General features: G+C 72.7%; 25 protein-coding genes. 16 read left to right on the top strand and 9 right to left on the bottom strand.

Annotated features, from left to right (window positions below; genetic code table 11):
* Positions 1 to 3: 3 nt before the first annotated feature.
* A complete protein-coding gene (locus AB0C02_RS17400; protein ID WP_357549157.1) occupies positions 4 to 687 on the bottom strand; it encodes an SDR family NAD(P)-dependent oxidoreductase in 684 nt (227 codons plus the stop codon).
* 298 nt (positions 688 to 985) lie between these two features.
* On the opposite strand from AB0C02_RS17400, the gene AB0C02_RS17395 reads away from it, so the two are divergent.
* From AB0C02_RS17395 to AB0C02_RS17385, 3 genes are all read left to right on the top strand, one after another.
* On the top strand, positions 986 to 1,900 hold the full coding sequence (locus AB0C02_RS17395) for a MurR/RpiR family transcriptional regulator (RefSeq protein WP_357549156.1): 915 nt from the start codon (positions 986 to 988) through the stop codon (positions 1,898 to 1,900).
* Positions 1,897 to 2,841, top strand: coding sequence for an N-acetylmuramic acid 6-phosphate etherase (locus tag AB0C02_RS17390; RefSeq protein ID WP_357549155.1), 945 nt, complete (start codon positions 1,897 to 1,899; stop codon positions 2,839 to 2,841). Before AB0C02_RS17395 ends, AB0C02_RS17390 begins: the two co-directional genes overlap by 4 nt.
* 488 nt (positions 2,842 to 3,329) lie before the next feature.
* Positions 3,330 to 4,319 carry a sigma-70 family RNA polymerase sigma factor gene (locus tag AB0C02_RS17385; protein WP_357549210.1) on the top strand — a complete coding sequence of 330 codons (990 nt, stop codon included), beginning with the start codon at positions 3,330 to 3,332 and terminating at the stop codon, positions 4,317 to 4,319.
* A gap of 112 nt (positions 4,320 to 4,431) precedes the next feature.
* Here AB0C02_RS17385 and AB0C02_RS17380 read toward each other — a convergent pair whose 3' ends face one another.
* Positions 4,432 to 5,400: an NlpC/P60 family protein gene (locus tag AB0C02_RS17380; protein WP_357549154.1), complete on the bottom strand. Its 969-nt coding sequence runs from the start codon at positions 5,398 to 5,400 to the stop codon at positions 4,432 to 4,434.
* Positions 5,401 to 5,900: 500 nt separating this feature from the next.
* On the opposite strand from AB0C02_RS17380, the gene AB0C02_RS17375 reads away from it, so the two are divergent.
* Positions 5,901 to 6,422 (top strand): DUF6232 family protein, encoded by a 522-nt coding sequence (locus tag AB0C02_RS17375; RefSeq protein ID WP_357549153.1) that lies wholly within the window; start codon positions 5,901 to 5,903, stop codon positions 6,420 to 6,422.
* Positions 6,423 to 6,446: 24 nt separating this feature from the next.
* Here AB0C02_RS17375 and AB0C02_RS17370 read toward each other — a convergent pair whose 3' ends face one another.
* Positions 6,447 to 6,776: a DUF3817 domain-containing protein gene (locus tag AB0C02_RS17370; RefSeq protein WP_357549152.1), complete on the bottom strand. Its 330-nt coding sequence runs from the start codon at positions 6,774 to 6,776 to the stop codon at positions 6,447 to 6,449.
* A gap of 26 nt (positions 6,777 to 6,802) precedes the next feature.
* Positions 6,803 to 7,222: a hypothetical protein gene (locus tag AB0C02_RS17365; protein ID WP_357549151.1), complete on the bottom strand. Its 420-nt coding sequence runs from the start codon at positions 7,220 to 7,222 to the stop codon at positions 6,803 to 6,805.
* A gap of 122 nt (positions 7,223 to 7,344) precedes the next feature.
* Here AB0C02_RS17365 and AB0C02_RS17360 point away from each other — a divergent pair, with 122 nt between their 5' ends.
* The 3 genes from AB0C02_RS17360 to AB0C02_RS17350 are packed head-to-tail and all read left to right on the top strand — an operon-like array spanning position 7,345 to position 8,563.
* Positions 7,345 to 7,662: a DUF6158 family protein gene (locus AB0C02_RS17360; protein WP_357549150.1), complete on the top strand. Its 318-nt coding sequence runs from the start codon at positions 7,345 to 7,347 to the stop codon at positions 7,660 to 7,662.
* Entirely contained in the window at positions 7,662 to 7,991 is a 330-nt protein-coding gene (locus AB0C02_RS17355) for a hypothetical protein (RefSeq protein ID WP_357549149.1), read from the top strand. Before AB0C02_RS17360 ends, AB0C02_RS17355 begins: the two co-directional genes overlap by 1 nt.
* A 32-nt stretch (positions 7,992 to 8,023) precedes the next feature.
* Positions 8,024 to 8,563 carry a DUF1360 domain-containing protein gene (locus AB0C02_RS17350; RefSeq protein WP_357549148.1) on the top strand — a complete coding sequence of 180 codons (540 nt, stop codon included), beginning with the start codon at positions 8,024 to 8,026 and terminating at the stop codon, positions 8,561 to 8,563.
* 39 nt (positions 8,564 to 8,602) lie between these two features.
* Here the strand turns inward: AB0C02_RS17350 and AB0C02_RS17345 are convergent, their stop codons facing one another.
* From AB0C02_RS17345 to AB0C02_RS17335, 3 genes are all read right to left on the bottom strand, one after another.
* Positions 8,603 to 8,812, bottom strand: coding sequence for a hypothetical protein (locus AB0C02_RS17345; protein ID WP_357549147.1), 210 nt, complete (start codon positions 8,810 to 8,812; stop codon positions 8,603 to 8,605).
* Between the two features lie 64 nt (positions 8,813 to 8,876).
* Complete coding sequence (locus tag AB0C02_RS17340; protein WP_357549146.1) at positions 8,877 to 9,110, bottom strand: hypothetical protein; 234 nt, start codon at positions 9,108 to 9,110, stop codon at positions 8,877 to 8,879.
* A 123-nt stretch (positions 9,111 to 9,233) separates the two neighbouring features.
* Positions 9,234 to 10,319 carry a 3-deoxy-7-phosphoheptulonate synthase gene (locus AB0C02_RS17335; protein WP_357549145.1) on the bottom strand — a complete coding sequence of 362 codons (1,086 nt, stop codon included), beginning with the start codon at positions 10,317 to 10,319 and terminating at the stop codon, positions 9,234 to 9,236.
* A gap of 243 nt (positions 10,320 to 10,562) precedes the next feature.
* Here AB0C02_RS17335 and AB0C02_RS17330 point away from each other — a divergent pair, with 243 nt between their 5' ends.
* From AB0C02_RS17330 to AB0C02_RS17295, 8 genes are all read left to right on the top strand, one after another.
* Positions 10,563 to 10,775: a hypothetical protein gene (locus tag AB0C02_RS17330; RefSeq protein ID WP_357549144.1), complete on the top strand. Its 213-nt coding sequence runs from the start codon at positions 10,563 to 10,565 to the stop codon at positions 10,773 to 10,775.
* A gap of 82 nt (positions 10,776 to 10,857) precedes the next feature.
* The gene (locus AB0C02_RS17325; RefSeq protein WP_357549143.1) at positions 10,858 to 12,150 is read left to right on the top strand and encodes a pitrilysin family protein; all 1,293 of its coding nucleotides are present in this window, start codon (positions 10,858 to 10,860) and stop codon (positions 12,148 to 12,150) included.
* Positions 12,147 to 13,493: an insulinase family protein gene (locus AB0C02_RS17320; protein WP_357549142.1), complete on the top strand. Its 1,347-nt coding sequence runs from the start codon at positions 12,147 to 12,149 to the stop codon at positions 13,491 to 13,493. Before AB0C02_RS17325 ends, AB0C02_RS17320 begins: the two co-directional genes overlap by 4 nt.
* Before the next feature lie 241 nt (positions 13,494 to 13,734).
* Positions 13,735 to 14,760 carry an aspartate-semialdehyde dehydrogenase gene (locus AB0C02_RS17315; RefSeq protein WP_357549141.1) on the top strand — a complete coding sequence of 342 codons (1,026 nt, stop codon included), beginning with the start codon at positions 13,735 to 13,737 and terminating at the stop codon, positions 14,758 to 14,760.
* Between the two features lie 98 nt (positions 14,761 to 14,858).
* Entirely contained in the window at positions 14,859 to 15,299 is a 441-nt protein-coding gene (locus tag AB0C02_RS17310) for a PPOX class F420-dependent oxidoreductase (protein WP_357549140.1), read from the top strand.
* 65 nt (positions 15,300 to 15,364) lie between these two features.
* Positions 15,365 to 15,781: a CBS domain-containing protein gene (locus AB0C02_RS17305; RefSeq protein ID WP_357549139.1), complete on the top strand. Its 417-nt coding sequence runs from the start codon at positions 15,365 to 15,367 to the stop codon at positions 15,779 to 15,781.
* Positions 15,782 to 15,977: 196 nt separating this feature from the next.
* The gene (locus AB0C02_RS17300) at positions 15,978 to 16,349 is read left to right on the top strand and encodes an SCP2 sterol-binding domain-containing protein (RefSeq protein WP_357549138.1); all 372 of its coding nucleotides are present in this window, start codon (positions 15,978 to 15,980) and stop codon (positions 16,347 to 16,349) included.
* Complete coding sequence (locus AB0C02_RS17295; RefSeq protein ID WP_357549137.1) at positions 16,349 to 18,409, top strand: glycogen debranching N-terminal domain-containing protein; 2,061 nt, start codon at positions 16,349 to 16,351, stop codon at positions 18,407 to 18,409. Before AB0C02_RS17300 ends, AB0C02_RS17295 begins: the two co-directional genes overlap by 1 nt.
* Before the next feature lie 67 nt (positions 18,410 to 18,476).
* Here the strand turns inward: AB0C02_RS17295 and AB0C02_RS17290 are convergent, their stop codons facing one another.
* Positions 18,477 to 18,869, bottom strand: a complete 393-nt coding sequence (locus AB0C02_RS17290) for a VOC family protein (RefSeq protein ID WP_357549136.1) — start codon at positions 18,867 to 18,869, stop codon at positions 18,477 to 18,479.
* A 106-nt stretch (positions 18,870 to 18,975) separates the two neighbouring features.
* On the opposite strand from AB0C02_RS17290, the gene AB0C02_RS17285 reads away from it, so the two are divergent.
* The gene (locus tag AB0C02_RS17285; protein ID WP_357549135.1) at positions 18,976 to 19,722 is read left to right on the top strand and encodes a lysophospholipid acyltransferase family protein; all 747 of its coding nucleotides are present in this window, start codon (positions 18,976 to 18,978) and stop codon (positions 19,720 to 19,722) included.
* 142 nt (positions 19,723 to 19,864) lie between these two features.
* Here the strand turns inward: AB0C02_RS17285 and AB0C02_RS17280 are convergent, their stop codons facing one another.
* Positions 19,865 to 20,605 carry a hypothetical protein gene (locus AB0C02_RS17280; RefSeq protein ID WP_357549134.1) on the bottom strand — a complete coding sequence of 247 codons (741 nt, stop codon included), beginning with the start codon at positions 20,603 to 20,605 and terminating at the stop codon, positions 19,865 to 19,867.
* Positions 20,606 to 20,673: the final 68 nt, after the last annotated feature.

Raw genomic sequence — 20,673 nt, 5'->3', positions numbered from 1 at the left:
TCGTCAGGCCTGGCCGTATACCGGGATGCTCGCCCCGGTGGTCGGTGCGGATTCGTCGGAGGCCAGGAAGCGGATCACCGCGGCGATCTCGGCCGGCGGGACCCAGCGCCGGTGGTCGGCGTCCGGCTGCGCGGCCCGGTTGGCGGCGGTGTCGATGACGCTCGGCAGCACGGTGTTGCACCGGACCCCGCGCTGGCGGTATTCCACCGCGACCGCGTTGGCGAACGCGAGCACCGCCGCCTTGGCCGTGGCGTAGCCGGCCGCGCCCGGGAAGGGTGCCAGCGCGGCCCGTGCCGAGACGCAGACCACCGCGCCGTCGCCGGCCGCCACCAGGTGCGGCAGCGCCGCCTGGGTCACCAGGTACGTCGGGCGCAGGTTGAGCCGGAGCATCCGGTCGAACTCCTCGACCGGGGTCTCGTGGACCAGGCCGCCGCTGGCGTACCCGCCGACCAGGTTGACTACCGCGCGCAGCGGCGCCGCCGGCTCGGAGACGGCCGCCTCCACCGCGCGGGCGGCCCCGGACGGTTCCAGCAGGTCCGCAGCGACGTGGATCGACCCCGGCGGCGCCGTCCCACCGCTCTCCCGTGCCGGTACGACCACCCGCCAGCCAGCCTTCAGGAAGGCCGCGGTGACCGCACCGCCCAGCCCGCCCGTGCCCCCGGTCACCAGTGCCGTGCGCTCCGCCATGGGGACACGCTAACCGCACGACCCGTACCCCGAGCGCCGGGGGCGATTCGGCCACGTCGATGTCGGCGGTCCGCCGGACCATCCGTCCGGCGGCTCCGCGCGGTCCGTCCGGCCGGTCTGACCTGTACAACCGTGGCTGCGGCGGTCGGCCGGCGTGGGCGAGTCGACCGGTGCGGAGGAGGTGGCCGGGCTGCGGAAATGGGACCCTTGCCGCGGCCGGCGTGCGCGGATGGCGGTACTTTTCCCGATACGCGCGGTGATGGTTGACGGTCACGCCTCGTGAAAGTAAGTTTCATCCGTGGCGAAGAGTCCGAAGATTTCTGTGAGTCACGAGCCTGGTGGGCTGATCGTCCACATCAGTGGCCTGCTCCCGTCGCTGTCCCCGGCCGAGCAACGGGTCGCCCGGCTGGTGGTCGCCGACCCGGCGGACGCCGCCCGGCGCACCATCACCGACCTCGCCACCGCCGCCGAGACCTCGGAGGCCACCGTCATCCGGTTCTGCCGGTCGGTCGGCATGGACGGCTACCCGCAGCTGCGCATCCGGCTCGCCGCCGAGGCCGCCCGCCGGGTCGAGCCGCCCGACGCGCGGGTGGTCGGCGGGGACATCCCGCCCGGCGCCGATCTGGCGCAGATCATCGCGACCATAGCGTTCAACGACGCGCGGGCCGTCGAGGAGACGGCCGAGCAGCTCGACCCGGCCGTCTGCGAGCAGGTGGTCGAGGCGATCGGCGCGGCCGGCCGGATCGACGTCTACGGCGCCGGCGCCAGTGGCTTCGTCGCCTCCGACTTCCAGCAGAAGCTGCACCGCATCGGCCGGACCGCCTTCTACTTCCCCGACGTGCACACCGCGCTCACCTCGGCGGCCCTGCTCGGCCGGGGAGACGTCGCGGTCGGCATCTCGCACACCGGCACCACCTCCGACGTCATCGAGGTGCTGGAGCAGGCCCGGGTGCGGGGGGCCACCACCGTCGCGCTGACCAACTTCCCCCGCTCGCCGGTCACCGAGGTCGCCGACTTCGTGCTGACCACGGCCGCCCGGGAGACCACCTACCGCTCCGGCGCGACGGCCAGCCGGCTCGCCCAGCTCACCGTGGTCGACTGCCTCTTCGTCGGGGTGGCCGCGCGGAGCCGGGCCAGGACCAGGAAGGCTCTCGAGGCGACCGCCGAGGCCGTCCGGTCGCACCGGGTGGGCGCCGGGCGGAGGCGCGGATGACGGCCGGCCGGGTCGAGCGCGACGAGGCGGCCGCGCGGCCCGTGGTGCGGGTGGGCGCGCCCACCGAGCGGCGCAACCCGGACAGCGTCGACCTCGACCTGATGTCGACCCGGGAGGTGCTCACCGTCATCAACGAGGCGGATCGGCGGGTGCCCGCCGCGGTGGCCGCCGTCCTCGACGAGATCGCGGAGACCGTCGACCTGGCGGTCGGCGCGTTGCGGGGCGGGCACCGGGTGCACTACTTCGGGGCCGGCACCTCCGGCCGGCTCGGCGTGCTGGACGCCGCCGAGCTCGCGCCCACCTTCAACTCGCCGCGGCACTGGTTCTGCGCCCACCTCGCTGGCGGCCCGGACGCCATGTGGCGGGCCGTGGAGGACGCCGAGGACGACGACCGTACCGGCGCCGCCGAGGCCGCCGAGTGCGTACGCCCCGGCGACCTGGTGGTCGGGCTGGCCGCCAGCGGGCGCACCCCGTACGTCCTGGGGGCGCTCGGCGCGTCCCGGACGCGGGACGCCTCGACCGTGCTGCTGTGCGCCAATCCGGAGGCCGACGCGGCCTCGGCGGTGGATGTCTTCATCGGGGTGGACACCGGACCCGAGGTGGTCACCGGGTCGACCCGGATGAAGGCGGGCACCGCGCAGAAACTGGTGCTCAACACGTTTTCCACGGCCGTGATGGTGCGCCTCGGGCGGGTCTACTCGAACCTCATGATCGACATGGTCGCCACCAACGCCAAGCTGCGGGGCCGGATGATCTCGATCCTGATGGAGGCCACGGGACACGCCGAGGAGGTCTGCCAGGCCGCGCTGCAGGAGGCCGACGGCGACCTCAAGACGGCGCTGGTCTCCCTGGTCTCCGGCGCGGAGGTCGCCGCCGCCCGGGCCGCCCTGGCCCGCTCCGCCGACCAGGTGCGCGGCGCGCTGGCCCTGCTCGCCTCCTGAGCCGCTCCCGGCGCGGCGGCACCTGCCCCCGCGTCTGCCCCGCGCCCGCTCCGCCCCCGTTCCGCCCCCGCCCCGCCCAGTGCGACGCGCGTCACGCCGCCGGGGGGACGTCGTTCGCGCTGCGGATTGTTCAACCAGGCGTGGGGTAATCCTCACCCGTGGCTGAACCGGCCGGTCCGCCGTATCTCTCAGTGACCAGGATCGCAATGTCACGGTGACGCGGGTCGCTGTGTTCATGGATTTCGCAATGGTGCGATTTCCGAGGCGGCCGATGATTCCGCTGCTCCGACGGCCGCTGACCAGGCCGTACGCGAGCCGGCTGGGCAGGGACCCTGACAGGGAACATGGATCAGGTTCTCAGCTGACACTCAGGCATTCGTGACACTTTCGACTCACGGCATGGAATCCCAGACGCGTCTCATCTGTTGTGTAGGTGTCAACACCTACGGGCACAGCGGAGGTTACGGGGAGGGCTGATGGACGTGGGGATGGCAAGGAACCGGGCAACCGGCGCGAGCGAGGGGACCGTGGCAATCGTGGACAAGAACATCGGCATGCGTACCGACGAGGTCGCCGAGGAGCGGGACCTGGTCGGCGTCTACCTGCACGAGATTTCCCGGACGCCGCTGCTGGACGCCGCCAAGGAGGTCGACCTCTCCAAGGCCATCGAGGCCGGGCTCTACGCCGAGCACCTGCTCGGCGAGGACCGCGTCCCGGCCGGCGTCGACCGGGAGGACCTGGAGCGGCTGGTCGTCGAGGGTGAGCGCGCGAAGGATCTCTTCATCCGCGCCAACCTGCGGCTGGTCGTCTCGATCGCCCGTCGCTACGTGCGCTCCGGGATGCCCATGCTGGACCTCATCCAGGAGGGCAACACCGGCCTGGTCCGGGCGGTCGAGAAGTTCGACTACGAGCGCGGCTACAAGTTCTCCACCTACGCGACCTGGTGGATTCGTCAGGCCATCAGCCGGGCGATCGCCCAGCAGGAGCGGACCGTACGGCTGCCCGTGCACCTGGTGGAGGACGTCAACCGGATGCGGAACGTGACCCGGCAGCTCACCCGCGAGCTGGGCAGCGACCCGGAGCCGGAGCAGATCGCGGCGTCGCTCGGCGTCACCGTCGAGCGCGTCAACGAGCTGCGGCGCTGGTCGCAGGACACCGTCTCGCTGGACACCCCGGTGGGCGACGACGGCGACACCAACCTCGGTGACCTGGTCGCCGACAGCGACGCCCCGTCGCCGGAGGAGATCGTCCTCACCGCCCTGGAGCGGCAGCGGATCGAGGGTCTGCTCAACCACCTCGACGACCGCTCGGCCGGCATCATGCGGGCCCGTTACGGCCTGGAGGACGGCCGGGAGCACTCGCTGACCGAGGTCGCCTCGCGGTTCTCGCTCTCCCGGGAGCGGATCCGCCAGCTGGAGATCCAGGCCCTCGGCCGGCTCCGTGAGCTGGCCCGGGCCGAGGGGCTCCAGGCGGCCTGAGCTGGTAGTGACGACAGATGAACGGCCGGCGTCCGACAGACGGACGCCGGCCGTTTCGCCGCTTCGGGCGGCCGTAGCCGGTGCGTAAGCGCACCCGTGCCGTTGCCGGCGGTCAGCGCACCCGGCCGTAGCCGGCGATGGACATGACGTCCATGCCCCGCTTGTTGACGTTGCGCCCCGGGCTCGGCGCGTCGATGATCTGGCCGCTGCCCACGTAGAGGGCCACGTGGCCGAGCCCGGAGTAGAAGACGAGGTCACCGGGTTGCAGCGAGCCCCGGCTGATCCGGGTGGTGGCGTTCCACTGCATCGCCGCGTTGTGCGGCAACGACTTCCCGGCCGCCCGCCAGGCGGCCAGCGTGAGCCCTGAGCAGTCGTAGCCGCCGGGGCCTTCGGCGCCGTAGACGTACGGCTTGCCGATCGCCCCGTACGCGTACCGCACCGCCACTCCGGCCGAGCCGGACACGGCCGGGGCGCTGCCGGCGGAGCCGGTCTTCACCGGTGCCTCCGTGGCCCGCCCGTACGCCTGCCGGCGCAGCTCGTAGAGGCGGGCCAGGTCCGCCTCGATCTTCTTCTTGCCGGCGGCGAGCTGCTTGGCCTGCGCGGCCTGCCTGGCCAGCGTGGTGTCGAGCCGGGCCTTCTCGTCGATCAGCTTGCGGTGGCTCGCGGTGAATCCGTCGATGGCCTGCTGGCGCTGGCGGGTCAGTTGATCCAGAGTGCCCAGCCGTTCCGGCAGCGAGGTCTGCCCGCCTGGATCGAGTAGGGCGCGGGCGGTGCGTAGCCCGCCCGTCTTGTATGCGGTGGCGGCGAGGACGCCGACGTCGGCGCGGCTCTGCTCGACCTGCGCCTGCAACGGGCCGATCCTGGCCTGCAATTTGGCCGCGGTGGCCTTGTTGGCCTTGATCTCCTCGTTGAGCTTGTTGTAGGACTCGACGATTCGCTCCAGCTCAGTCGAGGACTTTTCGATCTGCTTCGTCAGCTCGGCGGGGGTGGGCTCGGCCCGAGCCACCGACGCCGGGGCGATCAGCACGGCCGAGAGGCCGGCGACCGCGAGCGCGCGCAGCAGGATCCGTAAGGACGACAAGAGCGGAAAGCTCCTCTCCGGCGCTCGCCGGGGAGCGCAGGGCACCCGGCGACACCGGGCCGGGGCCATCCGGGTGGACGGCGGTCGACCGGTCCGGCCTGCCCAACCTAACCCGTGACGGGAGTGGTGGGGAGTCGAAGCAGGGGCGGACGTTGGCAATGTGTCAGGAAGTGCCGCTGGTGCCGCTGACACACTGTGACCGATTTGCCGACCGAGGGTCGCGGCTGCTGTGTCGAATGAGCGGATCGCGCGGCTGGCCCGATTCGTCGTTCTGGGCGGATGTCGACAGGTAACGCGCCGCAAAATCGCGACAAAGGCCGAAATCAGGCCCGTCTTCCGGCGCGGTCCTCGCCTCGGGCCCCCGTCGAGGCCCGGCAAACGCTGGGTCGGGCTGGCGTGACCACCAGACAATGAAGCGCGAAGCGGGAATCCCACCAAATGGCATCGTCGCAGCTCGCCGCTTGCGCGGAGAAGCCGGCGGGCGATCCCCTGGAGGCGCCGTGCAGACCGATGGCTCCACCACCCGTCCACCCCGGTCGCCGCGGGCGACCGCCCCCACCCTGCTCTACGCCCGTCCGGGCATCGTCGTCACCAGCGAACGCTTCAACGTCGGCCGCAACAGTTGGCGGGTCGCCGAACTCACCCAGCTCTGGACCGCCCGCGGGCCGCACGACCGGCTCGCCCTCCGGGTGGTCGTGGTCACCGCCGCCCTGATCGGCACGGTCGGCGTGCTGCTCGGCTTCACCGGCGGGCTGCAACGGCTCACCGCGACCGCGTACCTGGCGCTGGGCGCGGTCGGTCTGCTGCCGCTGCTGCTGGTGGCGATCGGCGACCGGTGGCGACCCCCGGCGTACGAGCTGTGGGGGCGGCACCAGGGCGCCGAGGTGCTGCTGTTCAGCAGCGACGACCAGCGGCAGTTCGGCCAGGTCGCCCGGGCCCTCCGGCGGGCCCGGGAGGGCGCTCGCCAGGGCGGCTGGGCGGACCCCCAGGCCTCCGCCGATCCGTGGTGGCCGAGGCGCTGACCCGGCCGCCCCCGAAAGGCTGACTCAGCCGGCGATCGGCTCCGGGGTCCGGGACCGGTCGCCGTCGGCCAGCCAGTGGCTCACCCGGCGCTCGGCGTAGAAGGAGACGAACGGCACGGTGCCGGCCAGCATCACCAGCAGCATCCGCTTCAGCGGCCAGTCGACCCGGCGTGACAGGTCGAAGGTGAGGGCCAGGTAGAGCATGTAGAGCCAGCCGTGCGCGGTGCCGACCACGGCCACCACGCTTCCGTCGTCGAAAAGATATTTCAGCGGCATGCCGATCAGGACCAGCACCACCAGCGCCACGCCCACGATCCAGGCGATCACGCGGTACCGGGTAAAGGCTCCGCCCACCGTCGTCCGTCCTTCCGAGCCGGCCTTCAGCCGGGATAGTCGCCGGGCTTCGCGCCCGGGTTGGCGTTCAACCATGACAGGTAGCTGTTGTACTCGGCGAGGTCGCCGTCCTCGGCGCCCGCCGCCGGGGCCGCCGGCACGCGGCTGACCCGCACGGGGCGGCGTACCACCGGAGTGGCGGCGGCCGGCTCGGTCCTGGCGGCCGCCGGCGGCGCCGAGGTGGGGCGTTGCGCGGGCGCGCCGCGCAGCGTGTGCCGGACCTCACGCCACCATACGAAGACCACGAAGCCGGCGAAGACCGGCCACTCGATCGCGTACCCGAGGCTCAGCGCGTTGCCCTCGGCGGCCCGGGTGACCTGCCACCAGCCGAGCCCGAGGAAGCCCACGACCAGCACGACCATGGCCACGTGGCGGGCGATCCACGCCGGTGTCCAGAGCCGTCTCATGTCACCGAGCCTACCGGCGTCGGCCGTCCTCCTCCGACACGGTGTCGTAGCTGGCGGGGTTTGGTGGCATCCCGGGTGGGCATCCGTCCAGACGCCAACCCGAACGAGACGAGGGGGCGACGATGACCGAATCAGTACGCCGCACCGGTGAGGCCAGCCCGGAGCAGCGGATGCCCGAGTGGGACGACGACCGCGCCGAGACCGACCCCGGGCTCGGCGACGTCGACGGCGAGCCGCTCGGGGTGGACCCCACCGAGCTGGGCGACGAGGACCTGATCCGGGAGGTGCAGAGCCTGCACCGGACCCGACTCGACACCCTGCGACACGCCACCGATTCGGCGCTCGCCAACCACCTGCGCCGCACCGCCGAGCTGGAGACCGAGTACCTCGCCCGACACCCGGGGCGGGAGGTCGACCCGAGCCGGCTGCGGGGCGTCTGATGGCGGCGCACGCCGAGCGGGGGATGTCCGCGCCACCCGAGGTGGTGTTCAACACGGCCACCGACCCGGACCGGGCGGCGGCGTGGCTGCCCGAGCCGCTCCGGCAGGACGGCGGCCGCCGCCCGGAGCTGGTCAGCGGGAAGAAGATGTGCGCCCGGTGGTGCAGCGACTCGGCGCCCGGCTGGTCGGCCGAGATCCGGGTGGAGGCCGTCGACGCCGGTGGCGCCCAGGTGCGGCTGGACCTGGCCGGCGCGGACGCCGACGGACTGGCCGAGCAGACCCTGGCCAACCTCGCCCGCGAGGTGGCCGACAACCTGACCGCCGGCTGAGCCGGCGGTGCCACGAGGACCGAGGAGGCCGGGTGACCGGGAGTGGCCTGAAGCAGAGGGTGGCGCGACTGCGCCAGGCGTACGCGCCGCACGAGCATCGGCCGTTGGAGGGCTACCTGAAGGCGATGGGCACCTACGTGACGGTGACCGCGTCGCTGGTGGGCCTCGTGAAGGCGACCGGGCGGCCGGTGCCGGAGCGGCCTGCGCCCGGTGACGTGGTGCTGCTCGGCGTCGCGACCCACAAGCTCAGCCGGTTGCTGGCCAAGGACGCCATCACCAGTCCGTTGCGGGCACCGTTCACCCGCTACGACCGCCCGATCGGCAGCGGCGAGGTGATGGAGCAGGTGCGCGACGAGGGCAGCCCAACCCGCCACACCCTCGGTGAGCTGCTGAGCTGCCCGTTCTGCCTGGCGGTCTGGGTCGCGACCGGGCTCACCGGGGGGCTGGTGCTGGCGCCGCGGCTGACCCGGCTGGTTGCCACCGCGCTGACCGCGGTGGCCGCCTCCGACTTCCTGCAGATGGGGTACGCCGCCGCCCAGCGGGCGGCCGAGGGCGGACACCGCGGCTCGTGACCGGCGTCGCGGTCCTTGGCACAGGTGGCCCGGGTGCGCTCAGGTGGCCCGGGTGCCGTGGTTCTCGCCGGCCCAGCCGCGCGACGCCTCGGGCTCCCGCTCGCCCTCGTCCTCGCCGGTGATGATCTCGTCCGCGACCGCCGTCTCCTCGTGTTCCCTGGAGAAGTCCGGATCGGCGTTCGGGTCCGGCGCTGTCGGCGGCTGGCCGAGCGCCTCGATGTGCTGCTGCCCCTGGCCGCGCTTGGTCATCCCAGTTGTCCTCTCCGTCGTACGGCCCCGGCCGGTCCGCCCGCCGCGTGCTGCCCGGCCCGGATCAGCCCGCGGTTCCGCCCAGCAGGTCGGCCGCCTCGTCGACCGCGTACTCGCCCTGGGGGAGCGCGGCGATCCTGGCCAGCAGTTGCGCGGGGAGTTCGGCGGCGACCGCCCGGCGGTAGATGTCCACCTGGCTGATCCGCTCCTGGCCGTGGTAGATGTCGTCGAGCAGTTCGTCGAGCAACCGGCTGTCCGGCTGCTCGGTCACAGACGCATCCTCACTCACCCCGCCCACCTACCCGCGCCCGAATCGCCCAAACGCCGCAGCCTCCGCCCCGATCTCTTCGTTGATCATGAGGTTGGCGGCGATGTGGATCTCCGTGGACGCCGCCAACCCCACGATCAACAAGGCGGCTGTTCAGGCGGGGGTGGGGAGGGTGGCGCGGCGGGTGCGGACGGACTCCGCCAGACCGGTGAGGACCTCGACGGTGGTGTCCCAGCCGAGGCAGGCGTCGGTGATGGACTTTCCGTACTCAAGTTCCCGGGTGGGGTCCAGGTCCTGCCGGCCGGGCTGGAGGAAGCTCTCCAGCATGACGCCGACGATGCCGCGCTGGCCGGCGGCGAGCTGAGCGGCCACGTCGGCGGCGACCACCGGCTGGTTGCGGTGGTCCTTGCCGCTGTTGGCGTGGCTGGCGTCGATCACCACGCGCTCGGGCAGCCCGGCCGCGCGCAGCAGGTCGAGCGCGCCAGCTACCGACTCCGCGTCGTAGTTCGGCCGGCCGCCACCACCGCGCAGCACCAGGTGCCCGTCCGCGTTGCCGCGGGTGTGCATGATCGCCGGGGTGCCGGAGACGTCGATGCCGGGGAAGACGTGGGGCACGCCGGCCGCCCGGATCGCGTCCACCGCGGTGGAGATACTGCCGTCCGGGCGGTTCTTCATGCCGATCGGCATGGACAGGCCGGAGGCGAGCTGCCGGTGCACCTGGCTCTCCACCGTCCGGGCGCCGATCGCCCCCCACGCCACGGTGTCCGCGATGTACTGCGGGGTGATCGGGTCGAGGAACTCGCAGCCCACCGGCAGGCCGAGGCGCAGCACGTCGAGCAGGAGCGCCCGGGCGGTACGCAGGCCGGTGTTGACGTCGCCCGACCCGTCCAGCCCCGGGTCGTTGATCAGGCCCTTCCAGCCCACCGTCGAGCGGGGCTTCTCGAAGTAGACCCGCATCACCACCAGCAGGTCGTCGGCGAGCCGGTCGGCGGCCTCGCGCAGCCGGCCCGCGTACTCGAGGGCGGCGGCCGGGTCGTGCACCGAGCAGGGGCCGACCACGACCAGCAGCCGGTCGTCGGCGCGGTCCAGCACCCGGCCGACGGCGCGCCGGCCGGCCACCACGGCCTCGGCGAGCGGCGTGTCCAGCGGCAGGTGGTGGTGCAGCAGGGCCGGGGTGGTCAGCGGCACGACACGGTCGATCCGCTGGTCGATGACCCGATGGGGGTCCGGGGTCGTCACGGTGGGGTTCCTTCCGCCGACCGTGCCCCGGGGCCGGCGCCCGGGGGTCGAGCCGGCTGCTTGAATGCGAAAAGGCAGGGAATAATCCCTGCCCGGCCGGCTCGAAGAGGAGTGACGTCAGCTCATGGTGAGGTCACCGGCTCCTCCAGCCGGCTGCCTAAACCATCGATACGACCGCGTCACGCCGGCCAGCCTACCCGACGCGCGGCGTTCCGGTCACCGTCCGCAGGGGTATAGGACGGCATGAGCCAGGAGCAGAGTGACCAGGAGCGGATCGAGTCACGTGCCCACCTGCTGCCCGAGGAGGCCGCGGCGGGCAGCGAGGACCCGGAGGCCCAGGCCGACGCGATCCTCACCGAGTCGGACATCCGGGAGGACGTGAACGTCGCCCAGGACACCACGCTGGAGCACCGCACGTCGGATCAGACCGTGACCCCGAGCGAGCCACCGGACTGAGCGGCTCGGGTGGATGCCCCGGCACGGACCGGCGATGCTCGCACGTCACCTTTATGCCCGCGAGATCGGATAGCGTCGTGCCATGCCCGACAGCGGTTACCCCTGGCCCATCGAGACGACCCGACTTGACAACGGCCTGCGCGTGGTGGTGAGCGAGGACCGCACCGCCCCCGCCGTCGCCGTGAACCTCTGGTACGACGTGGGCTCCCGGCACGAACCGGACGGACAGACCGGCTTCGCCCACCTCTTCGAGCACCTCATGTTCGAGGGCTCGGTGAACGTGGCGAAGACCGAGCACATGCGGTTCATCCAGGGATCCGGCGGTTCGCTGAACGCGACCACCAACCCGGACCGGACCAACTACTTCGAGACCGTCCCCGCCGAACACCTCGAGCTGGCGCTCTGGCTGGAGGCCGACCGGATGGGCGGCCTGGTGCCGGCGCTGACCCAGGAGACGCTGGACAACCAGCGGGACGTGGTCAAGAACGAGCGCCGCCAGCGGTACGAGAACGTCCCGTACGGCGACGCCTGGCTGCGGCTGCTGCCGCTGCTCTACCCACCCGGCCACCCCTACCATCACGCGACGATCGGGTCGATGGCCGACCTGAACGCCGCCGGCCTGCCCACCTTCCAGGCGTTCCACGAGACGTACTACGCGCCGAACAACGCGGTGCTCACCGTGGTCGGCGACACCACGGCCGGCGAGGTGTTCGCGCTGGCCGACAAGTATTTCGGCGGGCTTCCGTCCCGCGTCGACATCCCCGCCGCGCCGGACGGGCGCACCGTGCCGGCGACCGGCCGCCCGGCGGCGGAGACCGTCACCGCCGACGTGCCCGCGCCCCGGGTGTACGTCGCGCACCGCACCCACCCGTTCGGCACTCCCGGGTACGACGTCACCACCGTGCTCGCCACCGTGCTGGGCAGTGGCCGGGGCAGCCGGCTCTACCAGCGGCTCGCCGACGGGGAGCGGATCGCCCAGCCGGACCTGGTCGGGGCGTACGGGGTGGACCTGGCGCACGGCCCGGCCCCGCTGATCGCCACCGTCACGGCCCGCCCCGGGGTGACCGCCGAGCGGCTGCGGGACGGGCTGGTCGAGGTGGTCGACGAGCTGGCCACCGTGCCGGTGACCGCGACCGAGCTGGACCGTGCCAAGGCGCTGCTGAGCACCCAGTGGTGGCGGCAGATGTCCACGGTCGACGGCCGGGCGGACACGCTGGGCCGGTACGCCACCCAGTTCGGTGACCCGGCGAAGGCCGGCGAGCGGCTGCCCGCCTGGCTCGCCGTCACCGCTGAGCAGATCGCCGAGCAGGCCGCCGAACTGCTCGGCGCCGCCGACCGGGTGACCCTGACCTATCAGCCCGAGGAGCAGTCATGACGCTGATCACCACCCGTCCCGGGCCGGGCCTGGCCCGTCCGTACCGCTTCCCGCAGGTGGTCCGCCGGTCCGTCGCCGGCGGGCAGGTCGTCGCCGCGCACCTGCCGGGGCAGAACCTCGCGGTCGCGCTGCTGCTCCTCGACGGGGGCGCGGGCCGGGAGCCGGTCGGCAAGGAGGGGCTGGGCGGGGTGCTCGCCAAGGCGCTGGAGGAGGGCACCGCGCAGCGCGACGCCACCGCGTACGCGCTGGCCATCGAGGCGCTCGGCACCGAGCTGGTGACCGGGCTGGACTGGGACTCCTTCCAGGTCAGCGTGCAGGTGCCGGCGGACCGGCTGAGCGCCGCCGTGGAGCTGCTCGCCGAGGCCGTCCGCACCCCGAAGCTCGCCCCGGCCGACGTGCTGCGGGTCCGCGACGACGAGGCGACCGCGCTGCGGATGGACTGGGCCAACCCCGGCCCCCGGGCGGACGCGGTGCTCCGCGGCGACATCTTCGGCACCGACAACCGCTGGGGCCGCCCGATGTACGGCGACCCGGACAGCGTGGCCGCCCTCGACGTGGACGACGTGACCGTCTTCCACTCGGAGTGGTTCATTCGCCCGGGGACGCTGGTCGTCGCCGGCGACCTGGACCGGCTCGACCTCGACGCGCTCGGCGCCGCGGCGTTCGCCGGCACCGCTGGCGGGCCGGTGGAGAAGGGCGGCCCGTTCGAGGTGCCGCGGCACGACCGGCGGCGGATCATCCTGGTCGACCGCCCCGGCTCGGTGCAGTCCACGCTCCGCCTCGGGCATCCGTCCCCGCACCGCGCCCACCCGGACCACGTGCCGATGGCGCTCGCCGGCACGGTGCTCGGCGGGGCGTTCACCTCCCGGCTCAACCACCTGATCCGCGAGGTGCACGGCTACACGTACGGCATCCGGGGCGACTTCGCCTCGTCCCGCCGGTTCGGCCGGTTCGCGATCAGCTCCGGCGTGCAGACCGCGGTGACCGCGCCGGCCCTGGTGGAGTCGGTCGGCGAGGTCTCGCGTACCCAGCTGACCGGGGTGACCGAGGACGAGCTGGCGGTGGCCCGCTCGTGGCGGGCCGGCCAGCTCTCGGTCGAGCTGCAGACCCCGCGCGCGATCGCGTCGGCGCTGACCACGCTGGTCGTGCACGACCTGCCGGACGACTACCACGCCCGGTTGCGCGAGTCGCTGCTCGCCGCCGACGTGGCCGAGGTCTCGGCCGCGGCCGCGGCGCACCTGCACCCGGAGTCGCTCACCCTGGTCGTCGAGGGCGACTCGGCGGTCATCCGGGACGAGCTGGTCGCCACCGGCCTGGGCGAGGTCGTCGATCACACCCCCTGACCAGCCTCGGGCTGCGGGGGTGTGATGTTGGTCGCGGACGGCCCCCGCCCGGCGTCGGGGCGGTGCGCGAATGCTCCGGCCGGGCGGGCCGCCGACGGGTGATCTTCCGGGACGAACCGTCCCGGGCCGCCGTCGTTGCGGCTGATGCGCCCGGCCGGCGGGAGGCGTGGTCGCCGGCCGGGCGGTCCGCGTGGCGGAAAGCCTTCCCGGCTCGGCCGGCCGGCTGGGTAGCCTCGCGGGCATGAGGATCGGCATTGTGGGAGCCACCGGCCAGGTCGGTGGCGTGATGCGGCAGGTGCTGGCGGAGCGCGAGTTCCCGGCGGAGCAGGTGCGGCTGTTCGCCTCGGCGCGGTCGGCCGGGCGGACCCTGCCCTGGCGGGACGGCGAGGTCACCGTCGAGGACGCGGCCACCGCGGACTACCGCGGGCTGGACATCGTGCTCTTCTCGGCCGGCAAGGGCAGTGCCCGGGAGCTGGCTTCCCGGGTCGTCGAGGCCGGCGCGGTGGTCATCGACAACTCGTCGGCGTTCCGGATGGACCCCGAGGTGCCACTGGTGGTCGCCGAGGTCAACCCGCACGCCATCGCCGACCGGCCGAAGGGCATCGTGGCCAACCCGAACTGCACCACCATGGCCGCGATGCCGGTGCTGCGTCCGCTGCACCGGGAGGCCGAGCTGGTCAGCCTGGTCATCGCCACCTACCAGGCGGTGTCCGGCGCCGGCCTGGCCGGCGTGGCCGAGCTCGACGAGCAGGTCCGCAAGGTCGCCGAACACGCCACCGGGCTCGCCTTCGACGGCGCGGCCGTCGAGTTCCCCGCGCCGCGCTCGTTCGCCCGCCCGATCGCCTTCAACGTGCTCCCGCTGGCCGGCTCGATCGTCGACGACGGCTCCCTGGAGACCGACGAGGAGCAGAAGCTGCGCAACGAGAGCCGCAAGATCCTGGAGATCCCCGGGCTGAAGGTCTCCGGCACCTGCGTCCGGGTGCCGGTCTTCACCGGCCACTCGCTCCAGATCAACGCCCGCTTCGCCCGCCCGATCACCCCGGCCCGCGCCCGCGAGCTGCTCGACGGCGCGCCGGGCGTGGCGCTCTCCGACGTGCCGACCCCGCTGGAGGCGGCCGGCCAGGACCCGACCTACGTCGGGCGGATCCGCGCCGACGAGACCGTCGAGCACGGCCTGGCCCTCTTCTGCGCCAACGACAACCTGCGCAAGGGTGCCGCGCTCAACGCCGTACAGCTCGCCGAGCTGGTCGCCGCCGAGCTGCGCTGACTCCCTCCGACGTGCCCGCCCGCGTCGGGTGGGCACGCCGGGCGCGGGAGTGCGGTGAAATGGGGGGCGACCACGATCAGCCGACACCGGAGGCCCCCATGACGGACGAACAGACCCGGCACGCCCTGACCGACCTCATTGCGAGCCGGTGGCTCGGCACGCTCGCCACCATCAAACGGGACGGCCGACCCCAGCTGTCCAACGTGGTCTACTCCTTCGACCGTGGGCCGGGCCTGATCCGCGTGTCGATCACCGACGGCCGGGCCAAGACCGCCAACCTGCGCCGCGACCCCCGGGCCAGCTTCCACGTCAGCAGCGAGGACGGCTGGGCGTACGCGGTGGCGGAGGCGCGGGCCGAGCTGACCCCGGTCGCCGAGCGGTCGGACGACCCGACCGTCGAGGAACTGGTCGGGCTCTACCGCGCGGTGCAGGGCGAACACCCGGACTGGGACGACTTCCGGCGGGCCATGGTCGCCGAGCGCCGGCTCGTGCTGCGGCTGCACGTCGAGCGCGTCTACGGCATGCCCCCGCGTCGCTGACCCGGGCGGGTTACCCCGGCGAGGCGGGCGGGTAGACGGCGGTGCCGAACCGAGAGGGGAGCACCATGACAACGGTCGGAGAGTTCATGACGACCCGGTTGGTGACGATGGACGGCAACGACACCCTCACCGCCGCGGCGCAGGAGATGCGGGACAGCGCCATCGGCGACGTGGTGGTGACCGACGGCGACAACGTGGTCGGCATCGTTACAGACCGGGACATCACGGTCCGCGGCGTGGCCGAGAACCTGGACCCCAACACGACCAGGCTCAACCAGATCACCAGCAAGGACGTGGTGACGGTGAGCCAGTACGACGACGCGGTGGCCGCCGCCGACCTGATGCGGACGTACGCGGTGCGTCGGCTGCCGGTCATCGACGACGGCCGCCTGGTCGGGCTGATCTCGATGGGTGACCTCGCTGTCGAGCGGGAGCCCCAGTCGGTGCTCGCCGACATCAGCGCCGACGACCCCAACAACTGACCCGTCCGCCGCGGTGAACGCCGGCCTCCCGTCCCGGGGGCCGGCGTTCGCGCGGTCCGGGCCCGTCCCGGGTCGTCCGCCGGACGCGCCATCGGCGGCCGGGTCACCCGATCCGGGCGAGGTTGACGGCGTACCCGGGCGGGGACCCCTCCTCGACGGACGTGGAACGCCGCGGATCGCGGGAGGAGTGGACCGGATGGTGGACGCGACCACGAGGTTCTTCAAGGAGTTGGACCGGCGGGGGTTCGAACCCCTGTTGGCGAAGAGTTCCGGAACGCTGCGCTTCGACCTGCAACAGGGGGCGCAGACGACACACTGGCTGCTGCAGATAGACCGGGGTGACCTCCAGGTCCGGCAGGAGAACCGGGAGGCCGACACGATCGTGGGCAGCGCGCCTCGGCTCTTCGACGAGCTGGTCACCGGCCGGGAGAACGCCATCGCGGCCCTGCTCCGCGGCGACATGACCGTCGCGGGCGACCTGCGGCTGCTGCTCCAGGTCGAACGGCTGCTGCCCGGCCCGGCGGACTCACACGGGCCGCGGCGCGTGTTCCGGAAGGAGGGGTCCTGATGGCGGGCACCAACACGGTCCGGATCCTCGACGGAAACACGTTCGTGGTCTCCGAGGACACGGGCGACATCGAGGCCACGCCGAGCGAGCCGACCGGTCTCTTCGCCATCGACACCCGATACCTGTCCAAGTGGGTGCTCACCGTCAACGGAGAACGGCTCAACTCGCTGTCGTACGACGACCTGCAGTACTTCGAGGCCCGGTTCTTCCTGGTGCCGGGGCTGGCGACGCACTACGTCGACGCCAAGTTGTCGATCATCCGGGAGCGGACGGTGGGTGGCAGCTTCCGGGAGACGCTGACCATCCTCAACCACGACGAGAAGGCCGTAGACCTGGAGATCCGGATCGACGCCGGCTCGGACTTCGCCGACCTGTTCCAGGTGAAGGACGAGATTTTGAACAAGAAGGGCGAGATCTACTCCGAGGCCGAGGAAGATCTGCTCCGGCTGGGCTACCGGCGGGGCAACTTCAAGCGGGAGACCGTCATCTCGACCACCGTCCCCGCCAGATACGACCCGCAGGGGCTCGCCTGGACCATCCACCTGGAACCCAACGAGCAGTGGAACACCGGCATCAACGTGCACACCACCGCGATCGGCCCGGGCGGCCGGGACCTGCGGATGGGGCTGCAGGCGCACGGCACGGAGCGGCTGGCCCTCCAGCGCGACCTGGAGGAGTGGATCGACCGGGCCCCGAAGGTCAACAGCGAGCACGGCGAACTGGCCTCGACGTACCGGCGCAGCCTGATCGACCTGGCGGCGCTGCGCTTCTCGCCGATCTCCCTCGGCGGGCAGACGCTGCCGGCCGCCGGCCTGCCCTGGTTCATGACCATGTTCGGCCGGGACAGCATCCTCACCTGCCTCCAGGTGCTGCCGTTCGCGCCGGACATGTCCAAGACCACGCTTCGGATCCTCGGCGCGTTGCAGGGCACCCGGTTCGACGACTTCCGGGACGAGGACCCGGGCCGGATCCTGCACGAGATGCGGTACGGCGAGACCGCCGCCTTCGAGGAACAACCGCACTCGCCGTACTACGGCTCGGTGGACGCGACACCGCTGTTCGTGGTGCTCCTCGACGAGTACGAGAAGTGGAGCGGCGACGTCGCGCTGGTCAAGGAGTTGGAGCAGGAGTGCCGGGCGGCGTTGAAGTGGGTCGACGCCTACGCCGACCTGGTCGGCAACGGCTACATCTGGTACGAGCGGCGCAACACCGACACCGGCCTGGAGAACCAGTGCTGGAAAGACTCCTGGGACTCCATCTCGTACGCCGACGGCAAGCTGCCGCCGTTCCCACGGGCCACCTGCGAGGTGCAGGGGTACGCGTACGACGCGAAGATGCGTGCCGCCCGGCTGGCCCGGGAGTTCTGGAACGACCCGGCGTACGCCGACCAGCTGGAACGCGAGGCGGCCACGCTCAAGGAGCGGTTCAACCGCGACTGGTGGGTGGCCGACGGCGAGTACTACGCCCTCGGGCTGGACCCCGACGGGCGGCAGTGCGACGTGCTCAGCTCCAACATCGGGCACCTGCTGTGGAGCGGCATCGTCGACGAGGACCGAGCGGCGAAGGTCGCCGAGCACCTGGTCGGGCCGCGGCTCTTCTCCGGCTGGGGGGTACGCACCCTGGCCGAGGGCGAGGTCCGCTACAACCCGATCGGCTACCACAACGGCACCATCTGGCCGTTCGACAACTCCTTCATCGCCTGGGGTCTGCGCCGGTACGGCTTCGCCGAGGAGGCCGCCTGCATCGCCAACGGCATCCTGGAGGCGGCGCGGTACTTCGACGGCCGGCTGCCGGAGGCGTTCGGCGGCTACCACCGGGAGCTGACCAAGTTCCCGGTGGAGTATCCGACGGCGTGCAGCCCGCAGGCCTGGTCGACGGGGGCACCGCTGCTGCTGCTCCGGACCATGCTCGGGCTGGAGCCGCACGAGGGGCACCTGTCGGTCGACCCGCGCCTGCCGGTCGGCATGGGGCGGATCGAGGTGCTGGACATTCCGGGCCGGTGGGGCAAGGTGGACGCCTTCGCCCGGGGCCGGCTGGACCTGGACAAACTCGCCGCCTGACCGGGCGTTCCGCGCGCCGCCGGCCCCGGGCTGGCGGCGTTGCGCTGCGCTACCGACTGCGCCGCGCTCAGTGGCCGGGCAGCAGCGCGTCGGCGTGCGACTCGCTGCGCGGCAGCAGGCAGAACTCGTTTCCCTCCGGGTCGGCCAGCACGGTCCACCGGGGCAACTCGCGGACCACCCGCGCGCCCGCCTCCAGCACGGCGGCCCGTTCCTCGGCGTCACCGACCAGGTCGAGGTGGATCCGTCCGGCGGCGGGCAGGTCGTCGGCGGGGCTGATCCAGACGTCCGGCCGGTGCCCGGCCGGGTCGCGCAGCAGGACCGCCTCGGTCGGCCCGAGCGACCGGTCGGCCAGCTTCACCAGGTCCTCCTCGACCACGGGCAATCCGGTGATCGCGCTCCAGAAGGGCGCGAGCAGGTACGGGTCACGGCAGTGGATGACGATCGCGGCCAGATCGGGCATATCCCCGACGGTAGCCGGGACAGGCGGCCGGCAGGACGGTGTCCAGGGTGACCCGGTCCGCTTCCACTCCTACTTGTGCGTAACCCACCCTGGGTAAAGTTGGCGCATGCCGGAGCTCGTGTACCCGCCCGTGATCGCCGCCGCCAAGACGATGTTCCGGGTCCTGGACCTGCGCCTGACGGTGAAGGGCAGCCACCATGTGCCCCGTACCGGTGGCGCGGTGCTGGCCAGCAACCACGTCAGCTACCTGGACTTCATCTTCTGCGGCTTCGGCGCGCTCGAGTCCCGCCGGCTGGTCCGGTTCATGGCCAAGGACTCCGTCTTCAGGCACAAGGTCTCCGGCCCGCTCATGCGGGGCATGAAGCACATCCCGGTGAACCGGGCGGCCGGCGCCGGCTCGTACCAGACCGCGGTGGACGCGCTGCGGCGTGGCGAGGTGGTCGGGGTCTTCCCCGAGGCGACGATCAGCCGCTCGTTCACCGTCAAGGAACTCAAGGGCGGCGCCGCCCGGATGGCGCGGGAGGCGTCCGTGCCGCTGCTGCCGGTCGCCCTCTGGGGCGGCCAGCGGCTCTGGACCAAGGGCCGGCCGCGCACCCTGACCCGGCATGTTCCGATCACCATCCTGGTGGGCGAGCCGATGGACCCGGCCGGCTACCCGGACGCCAACACGCTGACCGCCGAGCTGAAGAGCCGGCTCGGCGCCCTGGTCGACCGGGCCCAACGGGAGTACCCGGAGCAGCCCGCCGGCCCCGACGACGCCTGGTGGCTGCCGACCCACCTGGGCGGCACCGCCCCCACCCCGGCCGAGGCCGCCGAGCTGGACCGTCCGGGCCGCCACGCCCGTACCTCCTGACCCTGGCCGGTGGTTGACCGGATCGTTCCCCATCGGGGGACGATGGTGACTGCCACCCGGGCACCCGGCCGACCAGGATCGAGCGCCGGCGCGTTCGCGCTCGGCAGGCCTGACAGCGTGCTGCTACCGGCGAACAGTCGGGTCAGCAGGCGGAGCCGGGCCGGTTCTGCGCCGGGGACGCCAGCCGCGGCCAGGCCGGGAAGACGTCCCGTGCCGGGCGGTAGTAGTCGTCCCGGGACAGGAACTCCACCGGCAGTGACCCCGGCAGGGTCACCGCACCCCGGGCCGGTCCGGGCGCCGCGCTGGCCCGGATCAGCAGCGTGTCCCGCTCCGGCGGGGAAAGTTCCACCAGCTCGGGGTGGACCAGCCGGAACGCGGCCACCGCTCGGCGTACCTGTCGGGCCAGCGCGACGATCAGCGCGTCCGGGCCGGCGAGGGCGAGCGTCGGCTGCCGGATGGTCCGCAGGGCGTCGCAGACCACCCGCAGCTCCGGGTCGCCGTCTGGACCGTCGGCCAGCTCCAGCCGGGACGGCCACTGCCAACGGATCTGCCCGCTGACCAGGCGGGACAGCCGGACCGTACGCCGGTGCCGGGCGTGCGTCCGGCCGTCCTGCCCGGCCACCAGGGACAGCTCGGCGTCGGGGCAGACGTAGGCGAGCCGCCGGTCGGTCACGGAGACCGTCGCCGGGGCGGAAAGCTTCCAGGCGTAGACGCTCTCGGTGGGGCCGAGCAGTTGACCGGCCACGCCGAGCCGGTGCTGGGCGAGCACCTGCTCGCCCGGTTCGGGGACCAGCGCGTACCGCCGGTCGAGCGTGGGACGGGCGCGGTCGTCCGCGTCGAAGCGGTGCGGCCCGATGAAGAAGGGTGCGGCGTCCTCCTGCACGGTGACGACCTCCCCGGAGACAGTTGGCGACAATCCGAGCCTGGCCGACGGGACGCCGGCTGTCATGA

This window comes from Micromonospora sp. NPDC048999 (assembly GCF_040649295.1).
In the GTDB taxonomy this organism is placed as follows: Bacteria; Actinomycetota; Actinomycetes; order Mycobacteriales; family Micromonosporaceae; genus Micromonospora.
Note: the sequence above shows the minus strand (reverse complement) of the source record. Positions and strands in the feature narration are given on the sequence as shown.

Coding starts and splice junctions, on each gene's coding strand:
- AB0C02_RS17400 (WP_357549157.1), bottom strand. CDS start 687: ATGGCGGAGCGCACGGCACTGGTGACCGGGGGCACGGGCGGGCTGGGC.
- AB0C02_RS17390 (WP_357549155.1), top strand. CDS start 1,897: ATGACGGCCGGCCGGGTCGAGCGCGACGAGGCGGCCGCGCGGCCCGTG.
- AB0C02_RS17385 (WP_357549210.1), top strand. CDS start 3,330: ATGGCAAGGAACCGGGCAACCGGCGCGAGCGAGGGGACCGTGGCAATC.
- AB0C02_RS17365 (WP_357549151.1), bottom strand. CDS start 7,222: ATGAGACGGCTCTGGACACCGGCGTGGATCGCCCGCCACGTGGCCATG.
- AB0C02_RS17360 (WP_357549150.1), top strand. CDS start 7,345: ATGACCGAATCAGTACGCCGCACCGGTGAGGCCAGCCCGGAGCAGCGG.
- AB0C02_RS17355 (WP_357549149.1), top strand. CDS start 7,662: ATGGCGGCGCACGCCGAGCGGGGGATGTCCGCGCCACCCGAGGTGGTG.
- AB0C02_RS17345 (WP_357549147.1), bottom strand. CDS start 8,812: ATGACCAAGCGCGGCCAGGGGCAGCAGCACATCGAGGCGCTCGGCCAG.
- AB0C02_RS17330 (WP_357549144.1), top strand. CDS start 10,563: ATGAGCCAGGAGCAGAGTGACCAGGAGCGGATCGAGTCACGTGCCCAC.
- AB0C02_RS17325 (WP_357549143.1), top strand. CDS start 10,858: ATGCCCGACAGCGGTTACCCCTGGCCCATCGAGACGACCCGACTTGAC.
- AB0C02_RS17320 (WP_357549142.1), top strand. CDS start 12,147: ATGACGCTGATCACCACCCGTCCCGGGCCGGGCCTGGCCCGTCCGTAC.
- AB0C02_RS17315 (WP_357549141.1), top strand. CDS start 13,735: ATGAGGATCGGCATTGTGGGAGCCACCGGCCAGGTCGGTGGCGTGATG.
- AB0C02_RS17310 (WP_357549140.1), top strand. CDS start 14,859: ATGACGGACGAACAGACCCGGCACGCCCTGACCGACCTCATTGCGAGC.
- AB0C02_RS17305 (WP_357549139.1), top strand. CDS start 15,365: ATGACAACGGTCGGAGAGTTCATGACGACCCGGTTGGTGACGATGGAC.
- AB0C02_RS17300 (WP_357549138.1), top strand. CDS start 15,978: ATGGTGGACGCGACCACGAGGTTCTTCAAGGAGTTGGACCGGCGGGGG.
- AB0C02_RS17295 (WP_357549137.1), top strand. CDS start 16,349: ATGGCGGGCACCAACACGGTCCGGATCCTCGACGGAAACACGTTCGTG.
- AB0C02_RS17290 (WP_357549136.1), bottom strand. CDS start 18,869: ATGCCCGATCTGGCCGCGATCGTCATCCACTGCCGTGACCCGTACCTG.
- AB0C02_RS17285 (WP_357549135.1), top strand. CDS start 18,976: ATGCCGGAGCTCGTGTACCCGCCCGTGATCGCCGCCGCCAAGACGATG.